We start from the raw sequence: 24,973 nt of genomic DNA, 5'->3' as shown, positions 1-24,973 counted from the left end.
CGTTCGCCTCGCCTTCGGCTGCGGCTCACAAAACTATCTCCGTCCCGATTCCTTCCTTGGTGAGCACCTCGAGGAGGATCGCGTGGGGGACGCGGCCGTCGATGATGTGGGCCTTCTGGGCTCCCCCGGTCAGCGCCCGCAGCGACGATTCCACCTTGGGCAGCATGCCGCCGTCGATGACGCCCGCCTTGATCAGCCGCTCCGCCTCGCGCTTGGTCAGCGTGGAGACCAGCCGGCCGTCCTCCCCGTTGATGCCGGTCACGTCGGTGAGGTGGATCAGCTTCTCCGCGAACAGGGCCGCGGCCACGTCGCCCGCCACCAGGTCCGCGTTGATGTTGTAGGTCTCGCCCTCCGCGCCGACTCCGATCGGCGCGATCACCGGGATGAATCCGTTCTCCTCGAGGAGACGGATGGGCTCGGGATTCACCGACTCCACCTCGCCGACCAGGCCGATGTCGGCCGAGGTACCGTCGGGCATGCGGTGCAGGCGCTTGTGGGCCCGCAGGAGGCTCGCGTCCTTGCCGGAGAGCCCCACCGCGCGGCCCCCGTGGAGGTTGATCAGGCCGACGATCTCCTTGTTGATCTTGCCGACCAGCACCATCTCCACGATCTGGACCGTCTCCTCGTCGGTGACGCGCATGCCGCCCACGAAGCGCGGCTCCTTGCCGAGCCGCTTCATGAGCGCGCCGATCTGCGGCCCGCCCCCGTGCACGATCACCGGGCGGATGCCGACCAGCCGCAGCAGCAGGACGTCCTTGGCGAACTGCTCCTTGAGGTCGGCCTGTTCCATGGCCGCGCCCCCGTACTTGATCACGAGGGTCTTGCCCTGGAAGGCGCGGATGTAGGGAAGCGCCTCGATCAGGACCTCGGCCCGCTCAATCAGCTCCGGGTTCGCCATGGCCGCGCTCGTCCTCTACAGGATGTAGCGGGAGAGATCCTCGTCCTTCACCACGTCGGCCAGGTGCGCCTGCACGTACTCGGCGTCGATGGTCAGCTCCTGCCCGACCAGCGTGGGGGCGTCGAAGGACACGTCCTCGAGCAGCCGCTCCATCACCGTGTACAGCCGCCGGGCGCCGATGTTCTCGGCCCGCTGGTTCACCGTGGACGCGATGTCCGCGATGGCCTCCACCGCGTCCTCCGTGAAGCGGAGGGTCACGCCCTCCGTCTTCAAGAGCTCCACGTACTGCCGGATCAGGGCGTTCTGAGGCTCGTTCAGAATGCGGATAAAATCCTGACGCGTCAAGGGCTCCAGCTCCACCCGGATCGGGAACCGGCCCTGCAGCTCGGGAATCAGGTCGGCCGGCTTGGCCACGTGAAAGGCGCCGGCCGCGATGAACAGGATGTGATCGGTCCGGACCATGCCGTATTTGGTGGTGACCGTCGAGCCCTCCACGATGGGCAGGAGATCGCGCTGCACACCTTCCCGTGACACGTCCGGGCCCCGGCCGCCTTCCCGTCCCGCGACCTTGTCCAGCTCGTCGAGGAACACGATGCCCGAGTTCTCCACCCGGCGGATCGCCTGGCCGACCGCCTCGTCGACGTCCACCAGCTTCTGGGCTTCCTCCTGGGCCAGGAGGCGGCGCGCCTCGCCGATCTTCACCCGCCGCCGGCGCGTGCGGCCGGGCATCAGGTTGGAGAGCATGTCCTTCAGGTTGATCCCGATCTCCTCCATGCCCTGGCCCGGGAACACCTCGAACATGGGCCCCGCGCTGGCCTGCACGTCCATCTCGATCGGCCGCTCGTCGAGCTTGCCCGCGCGGAGCTGGCCGCGCAGCTTGTCCCGGGTGGCGTCGCGGGAGGCGTCGGGGGAAACCTCCTCGAGCGTGCCGCTGACGAACGATTCGCCGGGCCGCCGGGGCAGCAGCAGGTCGAGCAGCCGCTCCTCGGCCAGCCCCTCCGCGCGCTCGCGCACCGCCGCGGCCATCTCGGCCTTCACCATGGTCACCGCGAGCTCGGTGAGGTCGCGGATCATGGACTCCACGTCGCGGCCGACGTAGCCCACCTCCGTGTACTTCGAGGCCTCGACCTTGAGGAAGGGCGCCTGCGCGAGCTTCGCGAGCCGCCGGGCGATCTCGGTCTTCCCGACCCCGGTGGGGCCGATCATGATGATGTTCTTCGGCGCCACCTCGTCGCGCAGCTCGGCGGGCAGGTTCTGGCGCCGCCACCGGTTGCGCAGCGCGATCGCCACCGCGCGCTTGGCCCGCCCCTGGCCCACGATGTAGCGGTCCAGCTCCGCGGTGATCTGGGCGGGGGTGAGTCCGGTCATGTCGCTCATCAGAGGGTCAGCACCGTGATCTGGTCGTTGGTGTAGACGCAGATGCCCGCCGCGATGCGGAGGGACTGCTCGGCGATCTCGGGCGCCTCCAGCGTGGAGTGGGCGCAGAGGGCCCGCGCCGCCGCGAGGGCGAAGGGTCCGCCCGAGCCGATGCCCACGAGCCCGTCGTCGGGCTCGATCACGTCGCCGGTGCCGGACACGATGAAGGTCGACTCGGTGTCGGCCACCGCGAGCAGCGCCTCCAGCCGGCGCAGGACGCGGTCCATCCGCCATTCCTTCGCCAGCTCCACCGCGGCCCGGGCCAGGTTGCCGCGGTGCTCTTCCAGCTTGGCCTCGAACCGGGCGAAGAGAGTGAAGGCGTCGGCGGCCGCGCCCGCGAAGCCGGCGAGCACACGGTCGTGATGCATCTTGCGGACCTTGCGGGCGCCCGCCTTCATGATGGTCTGGCCGAAGGTCACCTGGCCGTCGCCGGCCACCGCGATTCGACCGCGGTGGCGCACGCAGACCACGGTGGTCGCGTGGATCGCGCCGGCCGGATGGATCCGCCCGGGGTCTTCGGACATCGTGGCGCTCAAACGCTCCTCGTCAGGTCGCTCGGGGATGCGCCGCATCGTACACCCGCATGAGGTGCTCCGGGCTCACGTGGGTATAGCGCTGCGTCGTGGAGAGGCGGCGGTGGCCGAGCAGCTCCTGGATCAGCCGCAGATCGGCGCCCTCGCCCAGCATGTGGGTGGCGAAGCTGTGACGGAGCGTGTGCGGCGTCACCCGCTGGGTGATGCCGGCCCGCCGGGCCAGCCGCTTCACGATGCGATGCGCGCTGCGCGGGGTGAGCCGTCCGCCCCGCGCGTTGAGGAAGAGCGGCCCACGCTGCCGCCCGCGCATGGCGAGGTAGGCGTCCAGGGCCTCCAGCGCGGTCTCGCCCACCGGCACCACGCGCTCCTTGTCGCCCTTGCCCAGCACCCGCACGGTGCGGCGTGCCCCGTCGACGTCGTCGAGGTCGAGGCCGCAGCCCTCGGCCACGCGCAGTCCGCTCGCGTAGAGCAGCTCGAGCAGGGCGCGGTCCCGCGCCCCGGCCGCGGTGGGCTCGGGCGCGGCGTCCAGCAGCTGGGCGGCCTCGTCCTTGGGCAGGACCGACGGCAACCGCCGTCCGAGCCGGGGACTCCGCACCTGCCGCGCCGGATTGACCTCGAGGACACCGCGCCGGGCGAAGAAACGGAAGCAGCTGCGCACCGCGGCCAGCTTGCGCGCGATGGTGGCCTTGGCGAGACGCCGCCGGTGCAGCTGCGCGAGGAAGGCGCGGATCGCGCGGGTATCGGCCCCGGCGAGCCCGTCGATCCTCTCGGCGGCGAGGAACGAGGTGAACTCGGTCAGGTCGGCCGCGTAGCTGCGGAGGGTGTGAGGCGAGGCGCCGCGCTCGGCGCCCAGGTACTCGAGAAACGAGCCGACCGCCGCGTCCATGGCCGACGGATCCGGACGACTCCTCACGCGACCGTGGGAGCCACTTCCTGCTTGTAGCCGCACTCCTCCCGGATGCACTGCCGGGTGATCTTGCCGCCGCGCGCGATGCGCTCGGTCAGGAACGGCGCCGCACACTTGGGGCACGGCTCCGGGACCGGCCGCGTCCAGACCGCGAATGTGCAGGTGGGGTAGTTGGTGCAGGCATAGAAGGTCTTGCCCTTGCGGGTCCGCTTCTCCACCAGCTGACCGCCGCAGCTGGGCTGCGGGCACGTGATCCCGAGGGTGATCGGCTTGGTGGTCTTGCATTCGGGATAGCCCGAGCAGGCGATGAACTTCCCGAAGCGACCGTGCTTGATCACCATCGGTCGGCTGCAGGTCGGGCAGATCTCGTCGGTGGGCTCGTCGGCGGGCCGCTCGCGCCCGCCACCCAGGTCCTTGGTGAACTTGCAATCGGGATACGCCGAGCACGCGAGGAACTTGCCGAAGCGCCCCCATTTCTCGAGCAGCGGCTTGCCGCAGTCCGGGCACTCCTGCCCCGCGTCCACCCCGACCTTGACGTTCTCCATCTTCTTGCCCGCCGCCTTCAGGTCGCGCGAGAACTGCTTGTAGAAGGCCTCGACCGTCTCCACCCAGTCGGCGTCGCCCTCCTCGATCTTGTCGAGCGACTCCTCGAGCTGCGCGGTGAACTCGACGTCCATGACCTCGGGGAAGTGCGGCACCAGCATATCGGTGACCTGCACCCCCAGATCGGTCGGGAAGAGCGTGCCGCGCTCGCGGCGCACGTAGCCGCGGTCCTGGATCGTGCCGAGGATCTGCGCGTAGGTGGACGGGCGGCCGATGCCGCGCTCCTCCAGCACCTTCACCAGCGAGGCTTCGGTGTAGCGCGGCGGGGGCTGGGTGAAGTGCTGCTTGGGGTCGAGAGCGAGCAGCTTCAGGATCTCTCCCACCGTGAGCGGAGGCACCACCGCCTCCGCTTCCTCCTCGGGCGTCTCGTCGGTGGCCTCGCGCGATTCGACGTAGACCGCGGTGAACCCGGCGAACTTCAGCGTCGAGCCCTGCGCCCGGAAGAGGCAGGCGCCGGCCTGGATGTCGGCGGCCACCGTGTCGTAGACCGCGGGCAGCATCTGGCTGGCCAGGAAGCGCTCCCAGATCAGGCGGTAGAGCGCCAGCTGGTCTCGATTGAGGAAGCGGGCCATTACCTTGGGCTCGCGCTCCACCGCGCTCGGACGGATGGCCTCGTGGGCCTCCTGCGCGCTCTTCTTGGCTCGGTAGGCCGGCGGCGCGTCGGGCAGGTACTCGCGACCCAGCCGGCCGGTCACCCACTGGCGCGCTTCCTCCTGGGCCTCGGCGGCCACCCGCACCGCGTCGGTGCGCATGTAGGTGATGAGGCCGACCGCGCCCTCCTCGCCGAGCTCGACGCCCTCGTAGAGCTGCTGGGCCAGCATCATCGTCTTCTTGGCGCTGAAGTGGAGCTTGCGGCTCGCGTCCTGCTGGAGCGTCGAGGTGATGAAGGGCGGCGCCGGATTCCGCCGCCGCTCGCCGCGGGTCACCGACTTCACGGTCCAGGCCGCCCCGTGCAGCCCGGTCATCACCGCCATGGTGGCGGCCTCGTTGGGCAGGTCGGCCTTCTGGCCCTCCACTTCCTTGAGGGTGGCGGTGAAGTCGGGCGGGTTCTTGCCCTTGAGCCGGGCGTGAAGCGACCAGTACTCCACCGGCACGAACGCGGCGATCTCGCGCTCGCGCTCGGTGATCAGGCGCACCGCCACCGACTGCACGCGTCCGGCCGAGAGGCCGCGGCGGATCTTCTCCCACAGCAGGGGCGACAGCTTGTAGCCGACCAGCCGGTCGAGCACGCGCCTCGCCTGCTGGGCGTTGACCTTGTTGGAGTCGATCTTCCCCGGATGCAGGAAGGCGGCCTTCACCGCGCGCTCCGTGATCTCGTTGAACATGATCCGGTGCGTCTTGGACTTGCTGATGCCGAGCTCGTGGGCGAGGTGCCAGCCGATGGCCTCGCCTTCCCGGTCGGGGTCGGTCGCGATGTAGAGCGAGTCGGCCTTCTCGGCCGCCTTCTTCAGATCGTCGAGGACCTTCTTCTTGGCGGGAAGCACCTTGTACTCGGGCTTGAAGCCCTTCTTCTCGTCCACCCCGAGCTTGGATTTGGGCAGATCGCGGACGTGTCCCATCGAGGCCTTGACGACGTACTTGCCGTCCAGATACTTCTGGATCGTCTTGACCTTGGTGGGCGACTCCACCACCACCAATCCTCGCTTGGCCACCGTTTCTCCTATCCGAGGACCGCGCGGACGAACCGCTTGCCCTCGATCTGACGCACGCGACCGCTCAGCTCGAGGTCGAGCAGCGTCGCCGAGACCCGCGCCGCGCCGAGCCCGCTCCGCTCGATCACGCGGTCGATGTCGACCGGATCTTCCCCCAGCAGCGACAGGATGACCCGGTTCGACTCGTCGTCCGTCTCGCTCGGCCCGGTCGCCGCGGATGTCATGCTCGCCGCCGTGTCAACGCAGGTCTTCCAGCGGTCGGGAAGGGCCGCGACCACGTCCTCCCAGCCGAGCGCGAGCGCGGCACCGTCCTGGATCAGCCGGTTGGCCCCGCGGCTCTCCGGCGCAGTCACCCGCCCCGGCACCGCGAGGACCTCCCGACCCAGCTCGGCGGCCAGCCGCGCGGTGATGAGCGAGCCGCTGCGCTCGGCCGCTTCGATCACCACCACCGCCAGGGACAGCCCCGCGATCACCGCGTTGCGCGTGGGGAAGTTCTGCGGCAGCGGCGGGGTGCCCGACGGAAACTGCGACAGCAGCGCGCCCTGCCGCGCGATCTCGTCGGCGAGCCGCCGATTCTCCGGCGGATACACGGAGTCGACGCCCGAGCCCAGCACCGCGATGGTGCGCCCGCCCACCCGCAGCGCGCCGCGGTGCGCGGCGCTGTCCACGCCGCGCGCGAGCCCGCTCACGACGGTCACGCCGCGCGCGGCGAGGTCCGCCGCCATGGTCTCGGCCACCGCGAGCCCGTACGGCGTGGCGCGGCGCGAGCCCACCAGCGCGACCGCGAGCGCGTCGCCGTCGACGAGACGACCGCGCACGTGCAGCGACGCGGGCGCGGTCGGCACCGGACGCAGGAGCGCGGGATACTCCGCGTCCTCGCGCCCGAGCGTGCGCAGCGTGTCGTCGTGGAGAGCCTCACGCATCACGTGTATCGTCGTCCTCACGTCTTTGGATGAAAATTTGCAACGTGCGGTTCAGTATACCGGACGACCGGAATGGGTCAAAACGGCCGGAGCCGGTCACCGCGCCGGGCGACCGGAAGCTCCGAGCGAGGAGATGAGCGTGCGGGCCTGCGCCGCCGCGTCACTTTTCGGATACGACTTGAGCACTTGCTGCCACGTCTCGCGGGCGCGCGGCACGTCGTGGAGCGCGCGGTAGCACAGGCCGACCTTCAGCAGCGACTCGGCCGCGGGCGCGCTCTGGGGATAGAGATCGGGCACCTTCTGGAACTCGGTCAGCGCCTGGTTGAAGTCGCGCTGCCGATAGTAGGCCTCGCCGATCCAGTACTGCGAGCTCGCCGCGAGCGCGTGCTTGGGAAACCTGTCGATGAGCTCGGTGAACTCGAGCACCGCCTGCCCGTGTTCCTCCGCGCGAAAGCTCGTCATCGCCTGGGCGTACAGCTTCTCGGGGGTGACGTCGCGGCCGCCCGACGGCGCCGTCGGCTTCGGAGGGGGCGCGGCCGGCGGCGGCACGCTGAGCGCGGCCACCTTCTGGTTGGTCTCCTCCAGCGCCGAGCGCAGCGAGCGCACCGCCTCGTCCTGCTGCTGGACGGCGCCCTTCATCTGCTCGCGCTCCTGCGCGGAGGTCTTCGTCTCGCCCACCAGGAACGCGGCCTGCGCGTCCAGGGCCTTGAGCTCACCGGCCAGGCGGGCCACGTCCTTGCTCGTCTGCTCCTGGCCCTTGCGCAGCTCCTCCACCTGCTTGACGAGCGCGGCCATCTCGGCCTCCCGGCGCGCCTTCTCCGCGGAGCCGCAGCCGGCTGTCGCCACCGCGAGGATACCGAGCCAGGCCAGAACGGTGGGGCGGGACGACATGGCCCAGACCGTACCACCTCGCTTCTCGAAAAGTCAATTTTCACGAGACTTTGACTGCCGTTTGCGGTTCCGTTAGCATGAGCGGCGCGATGGACGACCTGTCCTGGATGCTGTTCGTCTCGGCGCTGTCCGTCGGCCTCGTCTTCGGCTATGTCACCCAGCGCGGCGGGTTCTGCCTGACTCGCGCCCTCTCCAACGCCGTCCTCATGCGCGACGGCAACATCCTGCGCGCCTATGTCCTCGCCGCGCTGGTGGCGATGGTCGGCGTTCAGATCATCGAGGCGCTCGGGCTGGTCGAGATCCCGCTACGGCCCCTGCGGTGGGTCTCCAACATCGTGGGCGGCGCGCTGTTCGGGGTCGGAATGATCCTGGCGGGCGATTGCCCGGGCAGCGCCTGGTACCGGATCGGCGAGGGCGCGGCCGGCGCACTGGTCGTCCTCGTGGGCTTCGCGATCGGCGCCACCACCGCGGGTATCGGCGTCCTCGCGCCGATCCGCACGATGCTGCAGAGACCGGTCATCTCGTTGGGAGACGGCGGCGCGGTCACGCTGCCCGGCGTCACCGGCGTCTCCCCGTGGATCGTGATCGCCGGGCTGCTCGTGCTGGGCGCGATCTGGCTCCGTCGCGGGCGCCGCGAGCCCGAGCACGGCACGTGGCGGTGGCCGGCCACCGGCGCCGCGGTGGGCGTGATGATCGTGGTCGGCTGGTGGGCATCTGCGCTCGGCGATCACCCGGTGGGCATCACGTTCGCAGCCAACACCGGCCACCTCCTCACCTACCCGATGGTCGGCTACCCGAACCGCGTGACCTGGAGCATGCTGATGGCCCTCGGCGTGCCCGTCGGCGCGTTCATCGCGGCCTGGACCACCGGCACGTTCGCCTGGAAGTGGCCCCCCGCCTCGAGTCTCGCGAAGATCTTCGGCGGCGGACTCCTCATGGGGGCGGCCGCGCTCGTCGCCGAGGGCTGCAACATCAACCAGGGCCTCACCAACTCCGCGACGCTCGCCGTCGGCAGCCTCCTGACCTTCGCCTCCATGTGCGCGGGCGCCTGCCTCACCCTCTGGTGGATGTTCCTCCGCAAGCCCTGAGCGCACGGCCGGCGAGAACGGGCGGGAGGCGGGGCCGCGGGGCGGGGTGGTGGCTCGCGGACCACGAGGCGCGATCTCGTCTCCTCGCGGGTAGCAGTTCCCAATCTGGAAGGCGAGGTTCCTGGCGATCGCTGGCAGGAACGGGTCCGTCGAGCCACCACCCCGCCCCGCGGCCCCGCCTCCCGCCCTTCCCGCTGGAGTGTTACAGACCCTGCCGGAGGACGATCACCTCGCCTCCAAGAATGGGAACTGCTACCCCCGTCGAGGCGAGATCGCGCCTCGTGGTCCGCGAGCCACTCCCCGCCCCACCGCCGGCAGGCTCCTGACCTTCGAATCGATGTGCGCCGGCGCCTGCCTCACACTCTGGTGGATGTTCCTCCGCAAATCCTGACGCCGCCCAAGGGCGAACGGGAGGGGCCGGCGGCGGGGCGGGGTGGTGGCTCGACGGACCCGTTCCTGCCAACGATCGCCAGGAGCCTCGCCTCCCAGAATGGGAACTGCTACCCCGTCGAGACGAGATCGCGCCTCGTGGTCCGCGAGCCACCACCCCGCCCCGCCGCCGGCCCCTCCCGCTCCGCGCGCTGAGGTGCTACAGGCCTTGCCGGAGGACGATCACCTTCACGGGCTGGCCCGGCTCTATCGTCGTGCGGCCGGGGACGACGGCGAGGCCGTCGGCGGCGACCATCGAGCGGAGGACGCCCGAGCTCTGCGTGCCGGTGAGGCGCGCGCCATAGCCGTCGCCGTCGGGCGTGAGGGTCACGCGCAGATAGCCGCGGCGGCTGTCGCCGTTCTTGATCGCGGCGAGCGCGTGCGCGGTGATGGTCGGCCGCTGCAGGCGCGAGTGCCCGGCCATGCGGAGGAGGGCGGGGCGCACGAACAGCTCGAAGGTCACCATGGCGGAGACCGGGTTGCCCGGCAGCGCGAAGAGGGCCAGCGCGGCCTTGCCGTCCTGCGGGATCGTGGAGAACGCGATCGGCTTTCCGGGACGCATGTCCACCAGCCAGAGATGCTGCTCGGCGCCGAGACGGGCCAGCGCGTCCTTCACGAAGTCGTGCTCGCCGACCGAGACGCCGGCGGAGGACATCACCAGATCGCACCCGAGCCCCCAGCGCAGCCGACCCTCGATATCCTCCAGGCGATCCCCCGCGATGCCGAGGCTCACCGGCTCGGCAAAGGCCTCGAGCACCTGGGCCACGAGCGAGTAGCTGTTGGAGTTCGGGATCTGACCGGGACCGATGCGCCCGCCCAGATCCACCAGCTCGTCGCCGGTGGACAGGATCCCGACGCGCGGCCGACGGATCACGCTCACCCGCGCCCGCCCGACGGTGGCGAGCAGGCCGATGTCGGCGGCGCTGAGCACGCGCCCCCGCTCGAGGACCCGATCGCCCCGCGTCATGTCCTCACCGCGCGGGCGCACGAAGTCGCCGGCGCTCACGGGGCGGGGCACCAGCAGCGCGCCGCCCTCCTCGGTGACGTCCTCCTGGGGGATCACCGAGTCCGCGCCCTCGGGTAGCGGCGCCCCCGTGAAGATCCGGAAGGCCTCGCCGGCCCGGAGCGGGCGCTCGGCCATGGCGCCCGCCGGCACGCGCCCGGCCACCGCCAGGCGGGCGGGAGACCTGGCGGCGGCCGCGCCGGTGTCGTCGCTGCGAAGCGCGTAGCCGTCCATCGAGGAGGCCGGCCAGGGCGGCATGTCGCGCGGACTGTCGATGTCCTCGGCGAGCACGCGGTGGAGGCTCTGGGGGAGCGCGACGCGCTCGTCGCCCAGCGGCGCCACGCGGGAGAGAATGCGGTCGAGGGCCTCTTCGACGGAGATCACGCCGCGTATTCTACCGCGCGGCCGCTCCGCCCGCGGCCCGACCTACCGGGACAGGTTCAGGACCGGCTTGTAGCGAGCGAGGAACCAGGTGCGGCTCAGCATGAACAGCGCGAAGAAGCCGAGCGTGACCAGGACCTCGATGATGCCGTGCGGGATCGCGGTCTGCTTGAGGGACACCGAGACGACGAGCACCCGCTCGAAGAAGATCGCGATCCAGCCCATCCAGAGGATCACGGTGAGGACCTTGTGCCGCGTGGGAGGCCGCCCGGTGAGGCGCTTGAGCAGATACGAGAACGGGATCAGCCAGCCGACGATGAAGATGGCCCAGGCCAGGCGCCCCCACGGCTGCTGCAGGAAGCCCAGCACGAAGAAGCGGGTCTCGTTCGGCACGTTGCCGTACCAGATGATCAGGTACTGCGAGAAGAAGAAGTACATCCACACGATGCTCAGCGCGAACGTGAGCTTGGTGACGTCCTGGATGGCCTTCGGGGCGACCGCGGTCACGCCCGCCTGGTTGTAGCGCAGCGTGAGGTAGGTCACGAGGCCGAAGCCGGTGTACATCGAGCTCACCACGTAGTAGCCGCCGAGCAGGCCGCTGTACCAGATGGGATCGAGCGACATGATGAGGTCGAAGCCCCAGAGCGACAGCACCACCACGTACAGGATCAGCATGATGGTGCTGAGCCGCATCAGCCGGTCGTTGCCCACCTCGGCCGGGATGCCGGCCTGGTCGGCCGCGAACACCGCCTTGGTGTAGCGCATGGCCACCCAGTACAGCAGCAGCACGCCGATGCCGATGCGCAGCGACATGAACGGCACGTTCAGCCAGGCCGCCTTGTTGGGCAGCGGATGGCTCACCCACGGGTACAGGACCGCCCGCCCCGCGAACAGCACGAGGAAGAGCACGAACGACACCGGCAGGAAGCCGGCGGTCGTCAGCGCGATCCGCTTGATGGTGGGCGACCAGCGCCCCTCCGTCACCTGGATCATGCCGGCGATGGCGGGCCCGGTGATGGCCAGGCTCGACCAGAACAGCAGGTTGATCAGGTAGATCATCCAGGTCCGGAGCGGCTGGCCCTGGGTGATGCCGTAGAGGAAGGCGACGATCCCGAGGGCGGCCAGCAGGACCAGCAGCGGCTGGGGCACGCGCGGGACCGGAGCGGCCGACACGGTCGTGTTCGCGCTCATTTCTTGGCCAGCGTTCGCACGTAGTTCACGATCGCCCACCGCTCGTCGGGCGTCAGGGCCTCGCCGTACGAGGGCATGACCGCGCCGCCGACGCTCAGGTAGCTCTCCCAGTACCCATCGGTGCGGACCTTCTGCAGCTCCGGGTTCGTGAGGTCGGCCGGCGGGACGAACTTCGTGGACACGGGGCCGTCACCCTTGCCGCTGGCCCCGTGGCACGGCGTGCAGTAGATCGCGAAGAGCTCTCCGCCGCGGCTCACCGACTGGGTGGTGGCCGCGATCGGATTGCGCCGGGCCGCGGCGGCATCACGATCCGCCGGCGAGTAGTACATCTGGCCGCCGTTGCGCGGAAGGCTGCCGGTCGGCATCGAGTAGGCCGCCTCGCCGGGCATCACCCGCTGCGTGTGGAACATGTCGGTCTGCCACCAGTGCACCACGTTCAGCGCGAGCCAGCCGCCGAAGGCCCCCACCACCAGCAGCGACAGCACGAACACCCACTTCATCATCGCCGGACCTCTTCCGCGCCCGCGCCGGACAGCACCGAGCTCACCGAGTCCACCTTGTCGGCCGGGCACGCCACCGCGACCCCGAAGCGATCCAGGGTGAAGCGCGGATCGTAGGTGGCCGACGGCCGCAGCTTCGGCAGGCGTCCCAGGACCAGGATGGCGAGGGCGCTGGCCAGCCCGCCCAGGAGGATGGTCAGCTCGAAGGCGATGATGATGAAGGGCGGGATGGACACGACCGCCTTCCCGCCGGTGAGCAGCTCCCACTTCAGCGAGGTCCAGATCGTCAGGAAGAAGCCGGTCGCGGTGCCGGTGAGGCCGCCGACCAGCGTGAAGAGCCGGACCGAGGACACGGGGCGGACACTCTCCACCTCCTCCTCGATCTCCTCCACCGGAACCGGGGTGTAGACGGTCAGGTCCCCGAAGCCCTTGGCCCGCAGGTCCCGGATGGCCTGGAGCGTGGTGTCGACGTGCGCGAACACCCCGAGCACGTTGGCGGTCGCCATCTCAGTGATGGCCTCCATGGGCGCCGTGCTTGAGCGGATGGGGCAAGACTTCCTTGACCTCCACGATCGACAGCGACGGCATCACGCGGATGAAGCCCAGGAACAGCAGGAAGAACCACGCGAAGGAGGCCACCGTGATCGTGGTGTCCACGACGCGCGGCAGGTACACGCCCCACGTGTACGGATAGAAGTCATAGCCCAGACCGGGGACGATGATGTTGAATCGCTCGAGCCACATGCCGATGAGGACGAAGATCGACACCACGTACAGGATCACCAGGTTGGTCCGCGCCTTCCGCCAGAAGAGCACGAGGGGGATCAGCGAGTTGCAGATGTACTGCAGCCAGAAGGTGAACGTGTAGGCCTTGAAGGCCCGCGCGAAGAGCGACGCCCGCTCGTACACCTCGCCGCTGTACCACGCGGTGCCCGACTCGCAGAGATAGAAGTAGGTCAGCACCAGGCTGGTGACCAGGGTCAGCTTGGCCATCGCGTCCAGATGCCGGTCGGTGATGTAGGCGTGCCAGCCGAACACGGCGCGCATGGGGATGATGAGGATCAGCACCATGGCGAAGCCCGAGAAGATGGCTCCGTCCACGAAGAACGGGGCGAACAGGCTCGAGTGCCAGCCGGGGATCAGGGCCATCGCGAAGTCGAACGACACCACGCTGTGCACGGAGAGCACGAGGGGGGTCGCCAGCGCGGCGAGCAGTCCGTAGGCGCGACGGTAGTGCCGCCACTGCCAGTCGCTCCCCTCCCAGCCGAGCGCGCAGACCGCGAAGACCTTCCGCTTGAGCCCGGTGGACCGGTCGCGGATCGCCGCGATGTCCGGCACGAGGCCCACGATGAAGAAGACCACGCTGATGGTCAGATAGGTCGAGATCGCGAACACGTCCCAGATGAGGGGCGACTTGAAGTTCGGCCAGAGGTAGCGCTGGTTCGGATAGGGCATGAGCCAGTAGGCGAACCACATGCGCCCGACGTGGATCAGCGGAAACAGCCCCGCGGTCATGACCGCGAAGACGGTCATGGCCTCCGCGCCCCGGTAGATCGAGGTGCGCCACTTCGCCCGGAAGAGATACAGGATGGCGGAGATCAGCGTGCCCGCGTGGCCGATACCGATCCAGAACACGAAGTTGGTGATGTAGAGCGCCCACATCTGCGGCGTCCGGATACCGGCCGCGCCCAAGCCGACCCAGATCTGCCAGGCCCACGCGGCCACGCCGGCGGCGAGGATGAGCGCGATGAGCGTCATCCACGCGAAGTAGGTGTTACCCGCGGTCAGCAGCGTCCGGTCGACATCGTGGTTGACGTCGGCCCACGTGGGCTGCGCGGCGCCGGCCGGAGGAGCGCTCACGCGTGGCCTCCGGGGGCCTTGTGGCCGCCGGCGGGCTCGGTGCGCACGACCTTCTTGAGATAGGTCACGCTGGGCTGGGTCCCGATCTCCCCGAGCACGTGGTAGCCGCGGGGCGACCGCGCCAGCTTGGCGCTCTCCGCGTTGGCGTCCTTCAGGTTGCCGAAGGTGATCGCGCGGGTCGGGCACGTCTGCTGACAGGCGGTCTGCATGTCGCCGTCGCGCACCGCCCGCCCGTCATCGCGCGCCTGCGCCTTGGCGGCCACGATGCGCTGCAGGCACATCGTGCACTTCTCCATCACACCGGCCTCGCGCACCGTCACGTCCGGATTCAGCTGCTGGTCGAGCGGGGCCGGCCACGTGTAGTTGAACCAGTTGAAGCGCCGGACGTGGTACGGGCACGCGTTGCCGCAGTACCGCGTGCCCACGCACCGGTTGTAGACCTGCCCGTTCAGGCCCTCCCGGGTGTGGTAGGCCGCGTAGACCGGGCACACCGGCTCGCACGGCGCCACCTCGCAGTGCTGGCAGAACATCGGCATGAACATGTTGAGCGGCTGCGCGGCGGTGCCCTCCTGCCAGCGCTCCAGCCGCAGCCAGTGCTGGATGCGCCCGTAGGCCGCCTGCTCGCGTCCCACCACCGGGACGTTGTTCTCGCTCTGACAGGCGACCACGCACGCCGAGCAGCCGGTGCAGCGGTCCACGTCCACCGTCATGCCCCACTTGTACTCGGCGTACTTCATCGGCGGATACATGCTCGGATGACTGGCGTCGGCCGGGGCCCGTCCGCGCAGGTCCAGCTCGCGGGCGGCGGTGAGGCCCACGTACTGCGCGAGCTCGCGCTCGTCCTGATCGAACGTGGCCTGCGGCACCGCGAGGGCGCGCCGCCCTCCGGTCTGCGCCAGCGACACCTTCACGCCGAGGTAGATGGGACCACCCGACGCGGGATCGGGCGTCGACCCGAGGAGATCGACGGGATTCGCTCCCACGTTCAGGAACGTGCTGGGCTGCGGGTTGCTGGCCGCCGTCGACGGCGTCCCGGCCGCATAGGCACCCGACAGCTTGCGCCCCTGTCCCATGGGCACCGCCACCGCCCCGGGGTGCACGAGATCGGTCGGATAGGCGGGCAGCTCGATCGCGCCGTTCGGCGAGGTCAGGGTGAGCAGGTCGCCGCGCCGGATCCCCATCCGGGTCGCCGTCTCGGTTGGCACCTCGACCCAGGCGTCCCAGCTCACCTGGGTCATCGGGTCCGGCGCTTCCTGCAGCCATGCCCGGTCCGCGCCACGGCCGTCGTAGAAGCGGCTCGACGGATACACGAGGAGCACGTGGGAGCCGTTGCCGTCCAGCCGCGCGGGCGCGGCCGAAACCCGACCGGCCTCCGGCCGCAAGCTCATCGGGCTCGGCGGGACGTTCCGCCACACTCCACCCCGCCGGAGCGCCGCCTCCCAATAGGCCGGGAACGGCTCGGCGCTGCCCTGGGCCCGCGCCATCTTCTGCCACTCTTCCGTGAGGAAATCGCGGAAGGTCGGCCAGGGCAGCGGGCCCTTGCCCTCCTCGAGCCGCAGGGCTTGACGGCCCACGCTCAAGAGGATGTCGCCGGGGTTCTTCGCCTGGACCGGCTTGCCCTCGATCAGCACCGGCCCCATCGCGGGCTGCAGGAGCCCGAGCACGCCCTCCTGCGGCGAATAGTCGCCCCACGACTCGAGCGGATGCAGGGTCGGCAGCACCACCGCGGCGCGCGCCGTCGTCTCGCTCGATCGGCTCGCGAGGGCCACGACCAGCGGCACCTTGCCGAGCGCGTCGGCGAAGCCCGACTTCGCAGGCATCGCATACACCGGGTTGACGTCGACCAGCACCAGCACGTCGATCTGCCCGCCCGCCATCGCCTGGGTCAGCGCCACCATGTCGGAATAGGGATTCGCGCGCCCGAAGGCCGAGGCCGAGCCGAAGCGGACGCGGGGGCCCACCGCCCCGATCGCCACGTTGAGCAGGTTGATCGCGACCAGCGTGTCCGTGCTGCTGGAGCCGGCGCCGGCCATCCCGCCACCGACGACGAGGCCCGCCTTCGAGCGCGCCAGGTCCCGCGCGACCCGTCGGATCGTGTCGGCGGGCACGCCGGAGGCCGACGCGGCCGCGTCCACGTCCGCCGAGCGGGTCGCCGAGCGCAGCGTGTTCGGATCGCCGCCGCCCGTCGCGAGCCCTTCGTCCACGACGACCTTGAGCATGGCGAGGGCGAGCAGCCCCTCGGTGCCCGGCGCGTTCCGCACCCATTCGTCCGCGTTGGCAGCGGTCATCGACGCCCGGGGCTCGACGTGCACGAAGGTGCCGGTGCGCCCCTGGTAGAACGCGTGCATGCGCGAGAAGTCGGCGGTGTAGGCGACCGGCGACAGCCACGTCTCCAGGAAGTCGGCGCCGAAGGACACCAGGTACGCAGCCTCGCCGATCGCGTACTCCGGTATCGCGTCCCGTCCGAACGTGATGCGGTTCGCCGCCCGCACCGCCTCGTAGGCGAGCGGCTCGTACGAGATACGCGGACGCGCGCCCACCAGCCGCACCCACTCGTCCATCAGCCGGCCGAGGCTTCCCGTCTCGAGCCCGCTCACGATCGCGATGCGCCCGCCCTGCTTGCCGCCGGCGAGGGCGGCGATCTTGTCGGCCACCTGCTTCTCGGCGTCGTCCCAGGCGACCGGCTGGCCCTTCGCCAGCGCGCCGCGGAACCGATCGGGATGGTAGAGCGCCTGCAGTCCAGCGTGACCGCGGATGCAGAGCGCGCCGGTGTTCACCGGATGATCCGGGTTGCCCTCGAGCTTGATCACGCGGCCGTCGCGGTTCTTGGCGATGAGGCCGCATCCGGCTGGGCACTCGCGGCACACCGTCGAGAAATATGCCGGTACGCCGGGGACGATGTTGTCGGGAGGGACGACGTAGGGGAGGAGCGTTCCTGCCGATGGTCCGCAGCCGCCCGTCGCCGCCGCGGCGCCGGTGGTGGCGACGATCTTGAAGAACGACCGGCGATCCATCACACTCATCCACTCCTCCGCCCAACTCGCATTGGCAGGTGACGCAGCCCCCCGCTGGACGTGCTCTCCCGCTCTGAGGCGTGCCGTGGATGAAGACCGGTGGTTCTTCGACGCGTGTCCGGGCTCCAGCCTTGTGAACCCTATCACGTGAAAAAACGAAGTGTCAATACTCTGCGAGGCTAGCGGACCTTCTGGAGCGCTTCGCGGCCGGCGCGGGCCGCCTCCGCCAGGTCCTCGTCGCGATGGGCGAGCGAGACGAAGGCCGCCTCGAACTGCGAGGGCGCCAGGAACACGCCGCCCTCTCGCATCGCGTGGAAGTAGCGCGCGTACCGAGTGGTGTCGGCGCGCTTGGCGGAGCTATAGTCGGTCACCGGGCCGTCGGTGAAGAAGACGGTCAGCATCGAGCCGACGCGATTCACGGTCACCGGAACGCCCGCCGCGCGGGCCGCCTCGACCACGTCGCGCTCGACACGCGCGCCGAGGGCTTCCAGCCGCTCGTACGTGCCGGGCGTCTGCAGCGCGCGGAGCGTGGCGAGGCCGGCCGCCACCGCGAGCGGGTTCCCGGAGAGCGTCCCCGCCTGGTAGACGCCGCCCAGCGGCGACACCCGCTCCATGATGCGGCGCGAGCCGCCGTAGGCGCCCACCGGCAGTCCCCCGCCGATGATCTTGCCGAGGCAGGTCAGGTCCGGCCGCACGCCGTAACGGGCCTGCGCGCCGCCCCACGCGACCCGGAACCCGGTGATCACCTCGTCGAAGATGAGCAGGCTGCCGTGCCGCGCGGTCAGGTCGCGCAGGCCGGCGAGGAATCCGGGGGCGGGCGGGACCACGCCCATGTTGCCGGCCACCGGCTCCACGATCACCGCCGCCACCTGCTCGGGATGCGCCTCGAGCTGGCGTCGGACCGCGTCCAGATCGTTGAACGGGACCGTCAGGGTGAGCGCGGCCAACGCGGGCGGCACGCCGAGACTGTCCGGCACCCCGAAGGTGGCGCCGCCGGACCCCGCCTTCACGAGCAGGCTGTCGGCGTGGCCGTGGTAGCAGCCGTCGAACTTGATGATGAAGTCGCGCCCGGTGGCGCCGCGGGCGAGCCGGATCGCGCTCATCCCGGCCTCGGTGCCCGACGAGACCAGCCGCACCATCTCCATGCTCGGCACCGCGCGGCCGATGAGATCGGCCATCTCCACCTCGCCCGGCGTGGGTGCGCCGTAGCTGGTGCCGCGGCGCACCGCCTCGGTCAGCGCTTCCACCACCGCCGGCGCCGCGTGCCCGAGGATCAGCGGCCCCCACGAGCCGAGAAAGTCGACGTAGGAGCGGCCGTCGACGTCGAACACGCGGGCCCCGTCCCCGCGGGCCACGAAGAACGGGGCCCCGCCCACGCCGCGGAACGCCCGCACCGGGCTGTTGACGCCCCCGGGCATGAGGCGCTGGGCGCGCTCGAAGAGATCGTCGGAGCCGGTCACGCGATCAGGAGGGCGTGAAGTCGGTCGGCGCGAAATCGCGCGCGGACTTGTCCCAGACGAACGCGGCCACGTCGTCCACGCGGCGGTCCACCACCGACAGCACGACGTAGACCGCGTCGGGATAGGCGGGCTCGCCGTTGATGAGCGCGTTCTGCCGGTCGGTCGCCGAGAAGTAGGCCCCGGTGTCGATGTGGGAGTGATAGATGATCGCGACGCGGTAGCCCTGCCCCTCGCGCCGGCCGATGGCCAGCAGGTCCTTGGGATCGATGAAGTAGGCGGTGCGGGAATCGCGCGAGTGGCGCACCGGGTCCTTGGCGTGCAGCTCGTCCTGGATGTTGCGGCAGGGCATCAGGAGCCGGTCCGGCTCGGGTGAGGTCCGCTCCAGGAGAACGCCGCAGCACTCCGCCGGGTACTCCGTCACCGCCTGAGCGCGCACCCGTTGCAGCTCGTCGGACGTGAGGATCATCCGGGCGCGGTCAGCCCCGTCCCACCGCGAGGGCCGGCCCGCCGCCCGCGAGGGCTGGCCCGCCGCCCGCGAGGGCTGGAATGATCGATACCTCGTCGCCGTCCTTTAGCGCGGTGTCGAGTCCCTGGAGCGCCTCGATCGCCTCGTTGTTGACGTAGATGTTGACGTGGTGGTGGACCTCGCCCTGCTCGTTGCGCACCAGACCCTTCAGCCCGCCGAACTGGTCCTCGAGCTCGTCGAGCAGGCCCTTGACGTCGGGCGCCTCCACGGAGACCCGGTCCGCGTTCCTGGTCGCGCGGCGGAACGGCGTCGGGATGTAGACCTGGACACTCATGGCCGCCTCTCCTAGAAGGTGACGCTCAGATAGCGCTCGCCAGTATCGCACAGCACGGTGACCACGACGTGATCGGCCGCCATCGTCTCGGCGACCTGGCACGCCGCGAACACGTTGGCGCCCGACGAGATGCCGACGAGGAGCCCCTCCTCGCGGGCGAGACGCCGCGCCATGGCCGTGGCGTCCTCGTCGCGCACCTGTATGATGTCGTCCAGCACGGAGCGGTTCAGGATGCCGGGCACGAAGGACGCGCCGATGCCCTGGATGCCGTGCGGCCGGAAGCGCCCTCCGGAGAGCACCGGCGAGCGCGCCGGCTCGACGCCGACCACCCGGACGCCGGGCACGCGCTCCTTCAGGACCTCGCCGACCCCGGTCACCGTGCCGCCGGTCCCCACCGCGGCCACGAAGGCGTGCACGCGCTCCTCGGTCGCGTCGAGGATCTCCTGCGCGGTGGTGCGCCGGTGCGCCTCCGGATTCGCGGGATTCTCGAACTGCAGCGGCATGAAGTAGTCGGGATGCTCGCGGCAGATCTCCTGCGCCGCGAAGACCGCCCCGGTCATGCCCTCGATGGCCGGAGTCAAATGGATCTCGGCCCCGTAGCGCGCGAGGAGGCGCTGCCGCTCCACGCTCATGTCGTCGGGCATGGTCAGGATGAGGCGGTAGCCGCGCACCGCGCAGACCATCGCGAGCCCGATGCCGGTGTTGCCGCTGGTCGGCTCCACGATGGTGGCCCCGGCCTTGAGCAGCCCGCGCCGCTCCGCCTCCTCGATCATCGAGAGCGCGATGCGGTCCTTCACGCTTCCGCCCGGGTTGAGCGATTCCATCTTGGCCAGGACGACGGCGCCGCCCGGCTTGGGAATGCGGTTCAGGCGCACCAGCGGCGTGCCGCCCACCAGGTCCAGCACCGATCCGGCCAGCCGTGGCCGGGTCGGCGCGGCCGTCTTCCGCGTCGTCGTCATCGTCCTGTGTCCCCTGCTCGGATTCAGATGTGGTACATCGGCCGCGCCGCGCTGCGACGCTCCTCGGCGCGCCGGCGGAGATCCTCCAGGGTGGTCCGGTCCACCACCGAGGCCACCGCGTCGGCAATCTCCTGCCACAACTCGGCAAGGCCCGCCGCCTCTCCGGCCGGCCCGCCGTTGCGGCGCGAGGCATCGGGGCCGGCCGTCGGCCCATCGACCGCGCGGAGCACCGCCCCCACCGTGATGCTGTCGGCGGGCCGGCTCAACCGGTAGCCGCCCGCCGAGCCGCGCCGGGCGTAGAGGAAGCCGGAGCGCTTGAGCTGCAGCAGCACCTGCTCCAGGTAGCGCTGCGGGATGCCCTGCCGGGCCGCGATGTCCTGGATCGGCTGCAGGTCGCGGCCCTCGTGCAGGGCGAGATCCACCATCGCCTTGATGGCGTACTCGCCCTTGGCCGAGATCCTCACGCGCGGCCCTGCTCGATCAGGCGGGCCGCGTCCTTGGCGAAGTAGGTGATGATGATGTCGGCGCCCGCGCGGCGGATGCCGGTCAGCGCCTCCAGCACCGCGCGCTCCTCGTCGAGCCAGCCGAGCTGCCCGGCCGCCTTCAGCATCGCGTACTCGCCCGAGACCGAATAGGCGGCCACCGGCAGCCCGAACTCACCCTTCACGCGCGCGATGATGTCGAGATACGGCAGCGCGGGCTTCACCATCACGATGTCGGCGCCCTCGTCCACGTCGAGCGCGACCTCGCGCATCGCCTCGACCGCGTTGGCGGGATCCATCTGATAGGAGCGGCGGTCGCCGAACTGCGGGGTGGAGTCCGCCGCCTCGCGGAACGGCCCGTAGAACGCGGAGGCGTACTTGGCCGAGTAGGCCATGATCGGCGTCTCGGGGAATCCCGCCTCGTCCAGTCCCTCGCGGATGGCGGCCACGCGGCCGTCCATCATGTCCGACGGCGCCACCATGTCGGCCCCCGCCTCGGCGTGCGACACCGCGGTGCGCGCGATCAGCTCGAGGGTGGGATCGTTCTTCACCCGCCCGTCCTCGACCACCCCGCAGTGGCCGTGGCTCGTGTACTCGCACAGGCACACGTCGGTGATCACGAGCAGGTCCGGGATGGTGTCCTTCACCGCCCGCACCGCCTGCTGGATGATGCCGTCCTCGGCGTAGGCCTCGGTCCCGCGGGGGTCCTTGTCGCGCGGCAGTCCGAAGAGCAGCACCGCCGGGATGCCCATCGACGCCGCGTCCTTGCACTCCTTCAGCAATTCGTCGATCGAGAGCCGACACTGCCCGGGCATCGAGCTGATCGGCTCGCGGACCCCTCGTCCGTGCACCGCAAAGAGCGGATAGACGAAGTCGTCGACGCGCAGGGCGGTCTCGCGCACCATGGAGCGGAGCAGCGGCGACTCGCGGAGCCGCCGGGGACGGTAGAGGGGGAACGGCATGCGCTAGCTCCTTGCTGGCTCGAAGTGGGCGACGATGGCGCGGGCCAGGCCCGGTATCGTGTACTCCTCGGGCACGATCTGCGTCGCGAGCCCGCGCCCTTCCGCGGTGGCCCGCGTGATGGGACCGATGCACGCCACCGTGACGCCGCCGAGCAGGCGCGGCAGCTCGGCGGCGCCGAACAGCCCGCAGAAGCTCCGCACCGTGGACGAGCTGGTGAACGTGACCACGTCCACGCGGCCGCCGGCCAGCGCCTCCCGCAGCGCCGGCGCATGCTCGGTCGCGAAGCGGGTTCGGTAGGCGGCGACCTCGGTCACGTCAGCGCCCAGCGCGGCCAGCTCGCGCGTCAGCACGTCGCGCGTCTCGGCGGCCCGCGGGAGCAGGATGCGCTGGCCGGCCGTCATCATCGGGCGGAGCCGATCGACGAGAGCCTCGGCGACGAACTCCTCGGGGACGGCCTCCGCGCGCAGCCCCCAGTCGGCGAGCGCCGCGGCGGTCGCGGGACCGATGGCGGCGAGGTGGGCGCGCTCCAGCAGGGCACGGCCGTGACCGGTCGCCTCGACGCGGCCGCGTACCATGGCCACGCCGTTGGCGCTGGTGAATACGACCCAGGAGAAGTCGCCCCGAAGCGCGGCGTCGAGCGGCCCCCACGAATCGGGCGGCTCGATCGCGATGGTGGGAACGAGGAGGACGTGCGCGCCGGCTGCCTCCAGGAGCTGGGCGAAGGCCGAGGCCTGCTCCCTGGCGCGGGTGATCAGCACCACCTTGCCGGCCAGGGGTTTACGTGCCCCCGCCTCGGCCGTCACTTGATCATCCGTTGCCGCGCGCATCGAGCAGCGTCCTCGCCCCCTTGGCCAGCAGAGCCTCCGCCACCACCTGGCCGAGCCGCTCGGCGCCCGACGCCGATCCGCGCGCGCTTCCGCGCAGCACGGTGGCACCGTCCAGGCTCGTGACCACCCCGGTCACGGTCAGCTCATCGCGGTCCATGCGTGCGTGGCCGGCCACCGGCGTGTGGCAATCGGCGCCGAGGCGACGCAAGAAGGCGCGCTCCGCCAGGGCCTCCGATCTGCTCCGAGTGTCGTCCAGCCGACCCAGAAGTTCAAGCACTTCCCGGTCGGCTTCACGGGCTTCGATGGCGAGCACGCCCTGTCCGACCGCGGGCACGAACTCGTCGAGGTCGAGCGGCAGGACATGCGGCGGGGAGACGCCGAGGCGCCTCAGCCCGGCCAGGGCCAGGACGATACCGTCATAGGCCCCCACCGAGAGCTTCTCGAGCCGGGTCTCGACGTTGCCGCGGATCGGGTCGGCCCGCAGATCGGGCCGGCGAGCGAGGACCATCGCGCGCCGGCGCGGGCTGGAGGTGCCGACCGAGGCGCCCGTCGGCAGCGCCGACCAGCCGCCGGCGGTCCGGGTCAGTAGCGCGTCCCGCGGGTCCTCCCGGGCCGGAAAGGCGGCGAGCGCCAGTCCGCCGGGCAATTCGGCGGGCATGTCCTTCAGGCTGTGCACGCCCACGTCCACGGTGCCGGCGAGCAGCGCCTCCTCGATCTCCTTCACGAAGAGCGCCTTGCCGCCGAAGTCGGCGAGGGCGACCTGGGCGAGGCGATCGCCGGACGTCCGGATGACCACCGTCTCGGTCTCGACCCCGCGCACCCGCAGCGCCGCCGCCACCTCCTCGCACTGCACGAGCGCGAGGCGGCTGCCCCGCGTGCCCAGCCGCAGGATCATTCGCCCGGAGCGGGACGATCGGGACCGCGCAGCCCGAACAGCTCGGAGATCATCTCGGTCCAGCGGCGGCCGTGGCCGGCGCGGGAGGAGTCCTTGAGCTTGACCATCGGCGCGTGCAGCACCTTGTTGACGATCGACTGGCTCAGGCTCTCCATCACCCGGCGCGTCTCCTCGTCCGCCGCGGGCAGACGGCCAAGCGCCCGGGCCAGCTCCGCGCGTCGGATCGCCTCCAGCTTCTGTCTCAACGACACGATGGTGGGCACGACCTCGAGGTGCTGCAGCCGCTCCGCGAACTTCACGACTTCGCGCTCCAGGAGAGACTCGGCCCGCCGGGCCTCGCGCTGCCGCTCCTTGATGTTGGCCTCGACCACCGAGCGCAGGTCGTCGATATCGTAGCAGAACACGTTCTCCACGTCATTGACCGCGGCCTCCACGTTGCGCGGCACCGCGATATCGATGAAGAAGAGCGGCCGGCCGCGGCGAGCCTGCCGCGCGGCCCGCGCGTGCGTCGCGGTGACGATCGGCTCCGGGGCCGCGGTGGACGTGACGACGATGTCCACCACGCCGAGCGTGGCCTCCAGCTGATCGAACGGCACCGCGATGCCGCCGAGGCCGCGGGCCAGCTCCTGAGCCCGGCTCCACGTCCGGTTGGTCACGTAGAGCGGCAGCGCGCCGTGCTCCACGAGATGCCGGGCCGCCAGCTCGCTCATCTCGCCCGCGCCCACCAGCAGGACCGCCTTGCCCGCGAGGCCCTCGAAGATCTTGCGAGCCAGCTCCACCGCCGCGTAGGAGATCGAGACGGCGAGCCGGCCGACCTCCGTCTCCGACCGCACCCGTTTGGCCGCGCTGAACGCCTGGCTCATGAGCGCGTGGAGCACCGGGCCCGCGGTGCCGGCGGACTGGGCCAGCGCGAAGGCGTCCTTCACCTGGCCGAGGATCTGGGGCTCGCCCAGCACCATCGAATCGAGGCTGGCCGCGACGCGGAACGCGTGGAGCGCGGCCTCGTCGCCGGTCACCGTGTAGAGCAGCGGCTCCAGATCCCGCCACGACACGCCGCGGTGGGTCCCGAGGCGCCCGAACGCAGCCGAGCGCGCCTCACCCGGCACCGCGGCGACGCCGTAGACCTCCACCCGGTTGCAGGTGGAGAGGATCATCACCTCGTCGAGGAGCCCGCGGCCGGTGAGGTCGGAGAGGATCTCGCGGATCTTCTCTTCCTCGAGGGCGAGCTGCTCCCGCGTGGCCACCGGCGCGGTCCGGTGATTCATGCCCGCCACGAACAGGATGCCGGGAGCGCTCAT

General features: G+C 70.7%; 23 protein-coding genes. 1 reads left to right on the top strand and 22 read right to left on the bottom strand.

The window, feature by feature from the left end; genetic code table 11:
* Positions 1 to 25 precede the first annotated feature (25 nt).
* The 7 genes from argB to ybgF form a co-directional block, all read right to left on the bottom strand.
* Positions 26 to 898, bottom strand: a complete 873-nt coding sequence (gene argB, locus VKN16_10730; protein ID HME94679.1) for an acetylglutamate kinase — start codon at positions 896 to 898, stop codon at positions 26 to 28.
* A gap of 15 nt (positions 899 to 913) precedes the next feature.
* The gene (gene hslU / locus VKN16_10725; GenBank protein HME94678.1) at positions 914 to 2,266 is read right to left on the bottom strand and encodes an ATP-dependent protease ATPase subunit HslU; all 1,353 of its coding nucleotides are present in this window, start codon (positions 2,264 to 2,266) and stop codon (positions 914 to 916) included.
* A gap of 8 nt (positions 2,267 to 2,274) precedes the next feature.
* Complete coding sequence (gene hslV, locus VKN16_10720; protein ID HME94677.1) at positions 2,275 to 2,838, bottom strand: ATP-dependent protease subunit HslV; 564 nt, start codon at positions 2,836 to 2,838, stop codon at positions 2,275 to 2,277.
* Positions 2,839 to 2,860: 22 nt separating this feature from the next.
* Entirely contained in the window at positions 2,861 to 3,733 is an 873-nt protein-coding gene (xerC, locus tag VKN16_10715) for a tyrosine recombinase XerC (GenBank protein ID HME94676.1), read from the bottom strand.
* Positions 3,734 to 3,756: 23 nt separating this feature from the next.
* Positions 3,757 to 6,009 carry a type I DNA topoisomerase gene (topA, locus tag VKN16_10710; GenBank protein ID HME94675.1) on the bottom strand — a complete coding sequence of 751 codons (2,253 nt, stop codon included), beginning with the start codon at positions 6,007 to 6,009 and terminating at the stop codon, positions 3,757 to 3,759.
* 8 nt (positions 6,010 to 6,017) lie between these two features.
* Positions 6,018 to 6,932, bottom strand: coding sequence for a DNA-processing protein DprA (gene dprA / locus VKN16_10705; protein HME94674.1), 915 nt, complete (start codon positions 6,930 to 6,932; stop codon positions 6,018 to 6,020).
* Positions 6,933 to 7,028: 96 nt separating this feature from the next.
* Positions 7,029 to 7,823: a tol-pal system protein YbgF gene (gene ybgF / locus VKN16_10700; GenBank protein ID HME94673.1), complete on the bottom strand. Its 795-nt coding sequence runs from the start codon at positions 7,821 to 7,823 to the stop codon at positions 7,029 to 7,031.
* Between the two features lie 89 nt (positions 7,824 to 7,912).
* On the opposite strand from ybgF, the gene VKN16_10695 reads away from it, so the two are divergent.
* Positions 7,913 to 8,911 (top strand): YeeE/YedE family protein, encoded by a 999-nt coding sequence (locus VKN16_10695; protein HME94672.1) that lies wholly within the window; start codon positions 7,913 to 7,915, stop codon positions 8,909 to 8,911.
* A 589-nt stretch (positions 8,912 to 9,500) separates the two neighbouring features.
* Here VKN16_10695 and glp read toward each other — a convergent pair.
* The 15 genes from glp to hemA form a co-directional block, all read right to left on the bottom strand.
* Positions 9,501 to 10,727: a gephyrin-like molybdotransferase Glp gene (gene glp / locus VKN16_10690; GenBank protein ID HME94671.1), complete on the bottom strand. Its 1,227-nt coding sequence runs from the start codon at positions 10,725 to 10,727 to the stop codon at positions 9,501 to 9,503.
* Positions 10,728 to 10,769: 42 nt separating this feature from the next.
* Positions 10,770 to 11,915, bottom strand: a complete 1,146-nt coding sequence (locus VKN16_10685; GenBank protein HME94670.1) for a hypothetical protein — start codon at positions 11,913 to 11,915, stop codon at positions 10,770 to 10,772.
* On the bottom strand, positions 11,912 to 12,418 hold the full coding sequence (locus VKN16_10680) for a cytochrome c (GenBank protein HME94669.1): 507 nt from the start codon (positions 12,416 to 12,418) through the stop codon (positions 11,912 to 11,914). The genes VKN16_10685 and VKN16_10680 overlap by 4 nt, the downstream gene beginning before the upstream one ends.
* Positions 12,415 to 12,939: a DUF3341 domain-containing protein gene (locus tag VKN16_10675; protein HME94668.1), complete on the bottom strand. Its 525-nt coding sequence runs from the start codon at positions 12,937 to 12,939 to the stop codon at positions 12,415 to 12,417. The genes VKN16_10680 and VKN16_10675 overlap by 4 nt, the downstream gene beginning before the upstream one ends.
* A complete protein-coding gene (gene nrfD / locus VKN16_10670) occupies positions 12,923 to 14,275 on the bottom strand; it encodes an NrfD/PsrC family molybdoenzyme membrane anchor subunit (protein ID HME94667.1) in 1,353 nt (450 codons plus the stop codon). The genes VKN16_10675 and nrfD overlap by 17 nt, the downstream gene beginning before the upstream one ends.
* Positions 14,272 to 17,289 (bottom strand): molybdopterin dinucleotide binding domain-containing protein, encoded by a 3,018-nt coding sequence (locus tag VKN16_10665; GenBank protein ID HME94666.1) that lies wholly within the window; start codon positions 17,287 to 17,289, stop codon positions 14,272 to 14,274. Before VKN16_10665 ends, nrfD begins: the two co-directional genes overlap by 4 nt.
* Before the next feature lie 179 nt (positions 17,290 to 17,468).
* The gene (gene hemL / locus VKN16_10660) at positions 17,469 to 18,749 is read right to left on the bottom strand and encodes a glutamate-1-semialdehyde 2,1-aminomutase (protein ID HME94665.1); all 1,281 of its coding nucleotides are present in this window, start codon (positions 18,747 to 18,749) and stop codon (positions 17,469 to 17,471) included.
* Between the two features lie 4 nt (positions 18,750 to 18,753).
* Positions 18,754 to 19,215: a M67 family metallopeptidase gene (locus VKN16_10655; protein ID HME94664.1), complete on the bottom strand. Its 462-nt coding sequence runs from the start codon at positions 19,213 to 19,215 to the stop codon at positions 18,754 to 18,756.
* Positions 19,216 to 19,225: 10 nt separating this feature from the next.
* Positions 19,226 to 19,549 carry a MoaD/ThiS family protein gene (locus VKN16_10650; protein ID HME94663.1) on the bottom strand — a complete coding sequence of 108 codons (324 nt, stop codon included), beginning with the start codon at positions 19,547 to 19,549 and terminating at the stop codon, positions 19,226 to 19,228.
* An 11-nt stretch (positions 19,550 to 19,560) separates the two neighbouring features.
* Positions 19,561 to 20,508 carry a cysteine synthase A gene (gene cysK, locus VKN16_10645; GenBank protein HME94662.1) on the bottom strand — a complete coding sequence of 316 codons (948 nt, stop codon included), beginning with the start codon at positions 20,506 to 20,508 and terminating at the stop codon, positions 19,561 to 19,563.
* Positions 20,509 to 20,531: 23 nt separating this feature from the next.
* Positions 20,532 to 20,972, bottom strand: a complete 441-nt coding sequence (locus tag VKN16_10640) for an Rrf2 family transcriptional regulator (protein HME94661.1) — start codon at positions 20,970 to 20,972, stop codon at positions 20,532 to 20,534.
* Positions 20,969 to 21,952 carry a porphobilinogen synthase gene (hemB, locus tag VKN16_10635; GenBank protein HME94660.1) on the bottom strand — a complete coding sequence of 328 codons (984 nt, stop codon included), beginning with the start codon at positions 21,950 to 21,952 and terminating at the stop codon, positions 20,969 to 20,971. Before hemB ends, VKN16_10640 begins: the two co-directional genes overlap by 4 nt.
* A 3-nt stretch (positions 21,953 to 21,955) precedes the next feature.
* Positions 21,956 to 22,756, bottom strand: coding sequence for a uroporphyrinogen-III synthase (locus VKN16_10630; protein HME94659.1), 801 nt, complete (start codon positions 22,754 to 22,756; stop codon positions 21,956 to 21,958).
* 4 nt (positions 22,757 to 22,760) lie between these two features.
* Entirely contained in the window at positions 22,761 to 23,675 is a 915-nt protein-coding gene (gene hemC / locus VKN16_10625) for a hydroxymethylbilane synthase (protein ID HME94658.1), read from the bottom strand.
* On the bottom strand, positions 23,672 to 24,973 hold the full coding sequence (gene hemA / locus VKN16_10620; protein ID HME94657.1) for a glutamyl-tRNA reductase: 1,302 nt from the start codon (positions 24,971 to 24,973) through the stop codon (positions 23,672 to 23,674). The genes hemC and hemA overlap by 4 nt, the downstream gene beginning before the upstream one ends.

This window comes from Candidatus Methylomirabilota bacterium, assembly GCA_035315345.1.
GTDB lineage: Bacteria > Methylomirabilota > Methylomirabilia > Rokubacteriales > CSP1-6 > CAMLFJ01.
The sequence above is the reverse complement of the archived record's forward strand: the minus strand, read 5'-3'. Positions and strand labels throughout refer to the sequence as shown.

What these genes read in the sequence shown, in the direction of transcription:
- VKN16_10680 (HME94669.1), bottom strand. Translation starts at nt 12,418, where the DNA reads ATGATGAAGTGGGTGTTCGTGCTGTCGCTGCTGGTGGTGGGGGCCTTC.
- argB (HME94679.1), bottom strand. Translation starts at nt 898, where the DNA reads ATGGCGAACCCGGAGCTGATTGAGCGGGCCGAGGTCCTGATCGAGGCG.
- VKN16_10665 (HME94666.1), bottom strand. Translation starts at nt 17,289, where the DNA reads ATGGATCGCCGGTCGTTCTTCAAGATCGTCGCCACCACCGGCGCCGCG.
- VKN16_10655 (HME94664.1), bottom strand. Translation starts at nt 19,215, where the DNA reads ATGATCCTCACGTCCGACGAGCTGCAACGGGTGCGCGCTCAGGCGGTG.
- VKN16_10685 (HME94670.1), bottom strand. Translation starts at nt 11,915, where the DNA reads ATGAGCGCGAACACGACCGTGTCGGCCGCTCCGGTCCCGCGCGTGCCC.
- cysK (HME94662.1), bottom strand. Translation starts at nt 20,508, where the DNA reads ATGACGACGACGCGGAAGACGGCCGCGCCGACCCGGCCACGGCTGGCC.
- hslV (HME94677.1), bottom strand. Translation starts at nt 2,838, where the DNA reads ATGTCCGAAGACCCCGGGCGGATCCATCCGGCCGGCGCGATCCACGCG.
- hemB (HME94660.1), bottom strand. Translation starts at nt 21,952, where the DNA reads ATGCCGTTCCCCCTCTACCGTCCCCGGCGGCTCCGCGAGTCGCCGCTG.
- VKN16_10650 (HME94663.1), bottom strand. Translation starts at nt 19,549, where the DNA reads ATGAGTGTCCAGGTCTACATCCCGACGCCGTTCCGCCGCGCGACCAGG.
- xerC (HME94676.1), bottom strand. Translation starts at nt 3,733, where the DNA reads ATGGACGCGGCGGTCGGCTCGTTTCTCGAGTACCTGGGCGCCGAGCGC.
- dprA (HME94674.1), bottom strand. Translation starts at nt 6,932, where the DNA reads ATGCGTGAGGCTCTCCACGACGACACGCTGCGCACGCTCGGGCGCGAG.
- ybgF (HME94673.1), bottom strand. Translation starts at nt 7,823, where the DNA reads ATGTCGTCCCGCCCCACCGTTCTGGCCTGGCTCGGTATCCTCGCGGTG.
- hslU (HME94678.1), bottom strand. Translation starts at nt 2,266, where the DNA reads ATGACCGGACTCACCCCCGCCCAGATCACCGCGGAGCTGGACCGCTAC.
- VKN16_10675 (HME94668.1), bottom strand. Translation starts at nt 12,939, where the DNA reads ATGGAGGCCATCACTGAGATGGCGACCGCCAACGTGCTCGGGGTGTTC.
- VKN16_10695 (HME94672.1), top strand. Translation starts at nt 7,913, where the DNA reads ATGGACGACCTGTCCTGGATGCTGTTCGTCTCGGCGCTGTCCGTCGGC.
- hemA (HME94657.1), bottom strand. Translation starts at nt 24,973, where the DNA reads ATGAGCGCTCCCGGCATCCTGTTCGTGGCGGGCATGAATCACCGGACC.
- hemC (HME94658.1), bottom strand. Translation starts at nt 23,675, where the DNA reads ATGATCCTGCGGCTGGGCACGCGGGGCAGCCGCCTCGCGCTCGTGCAG.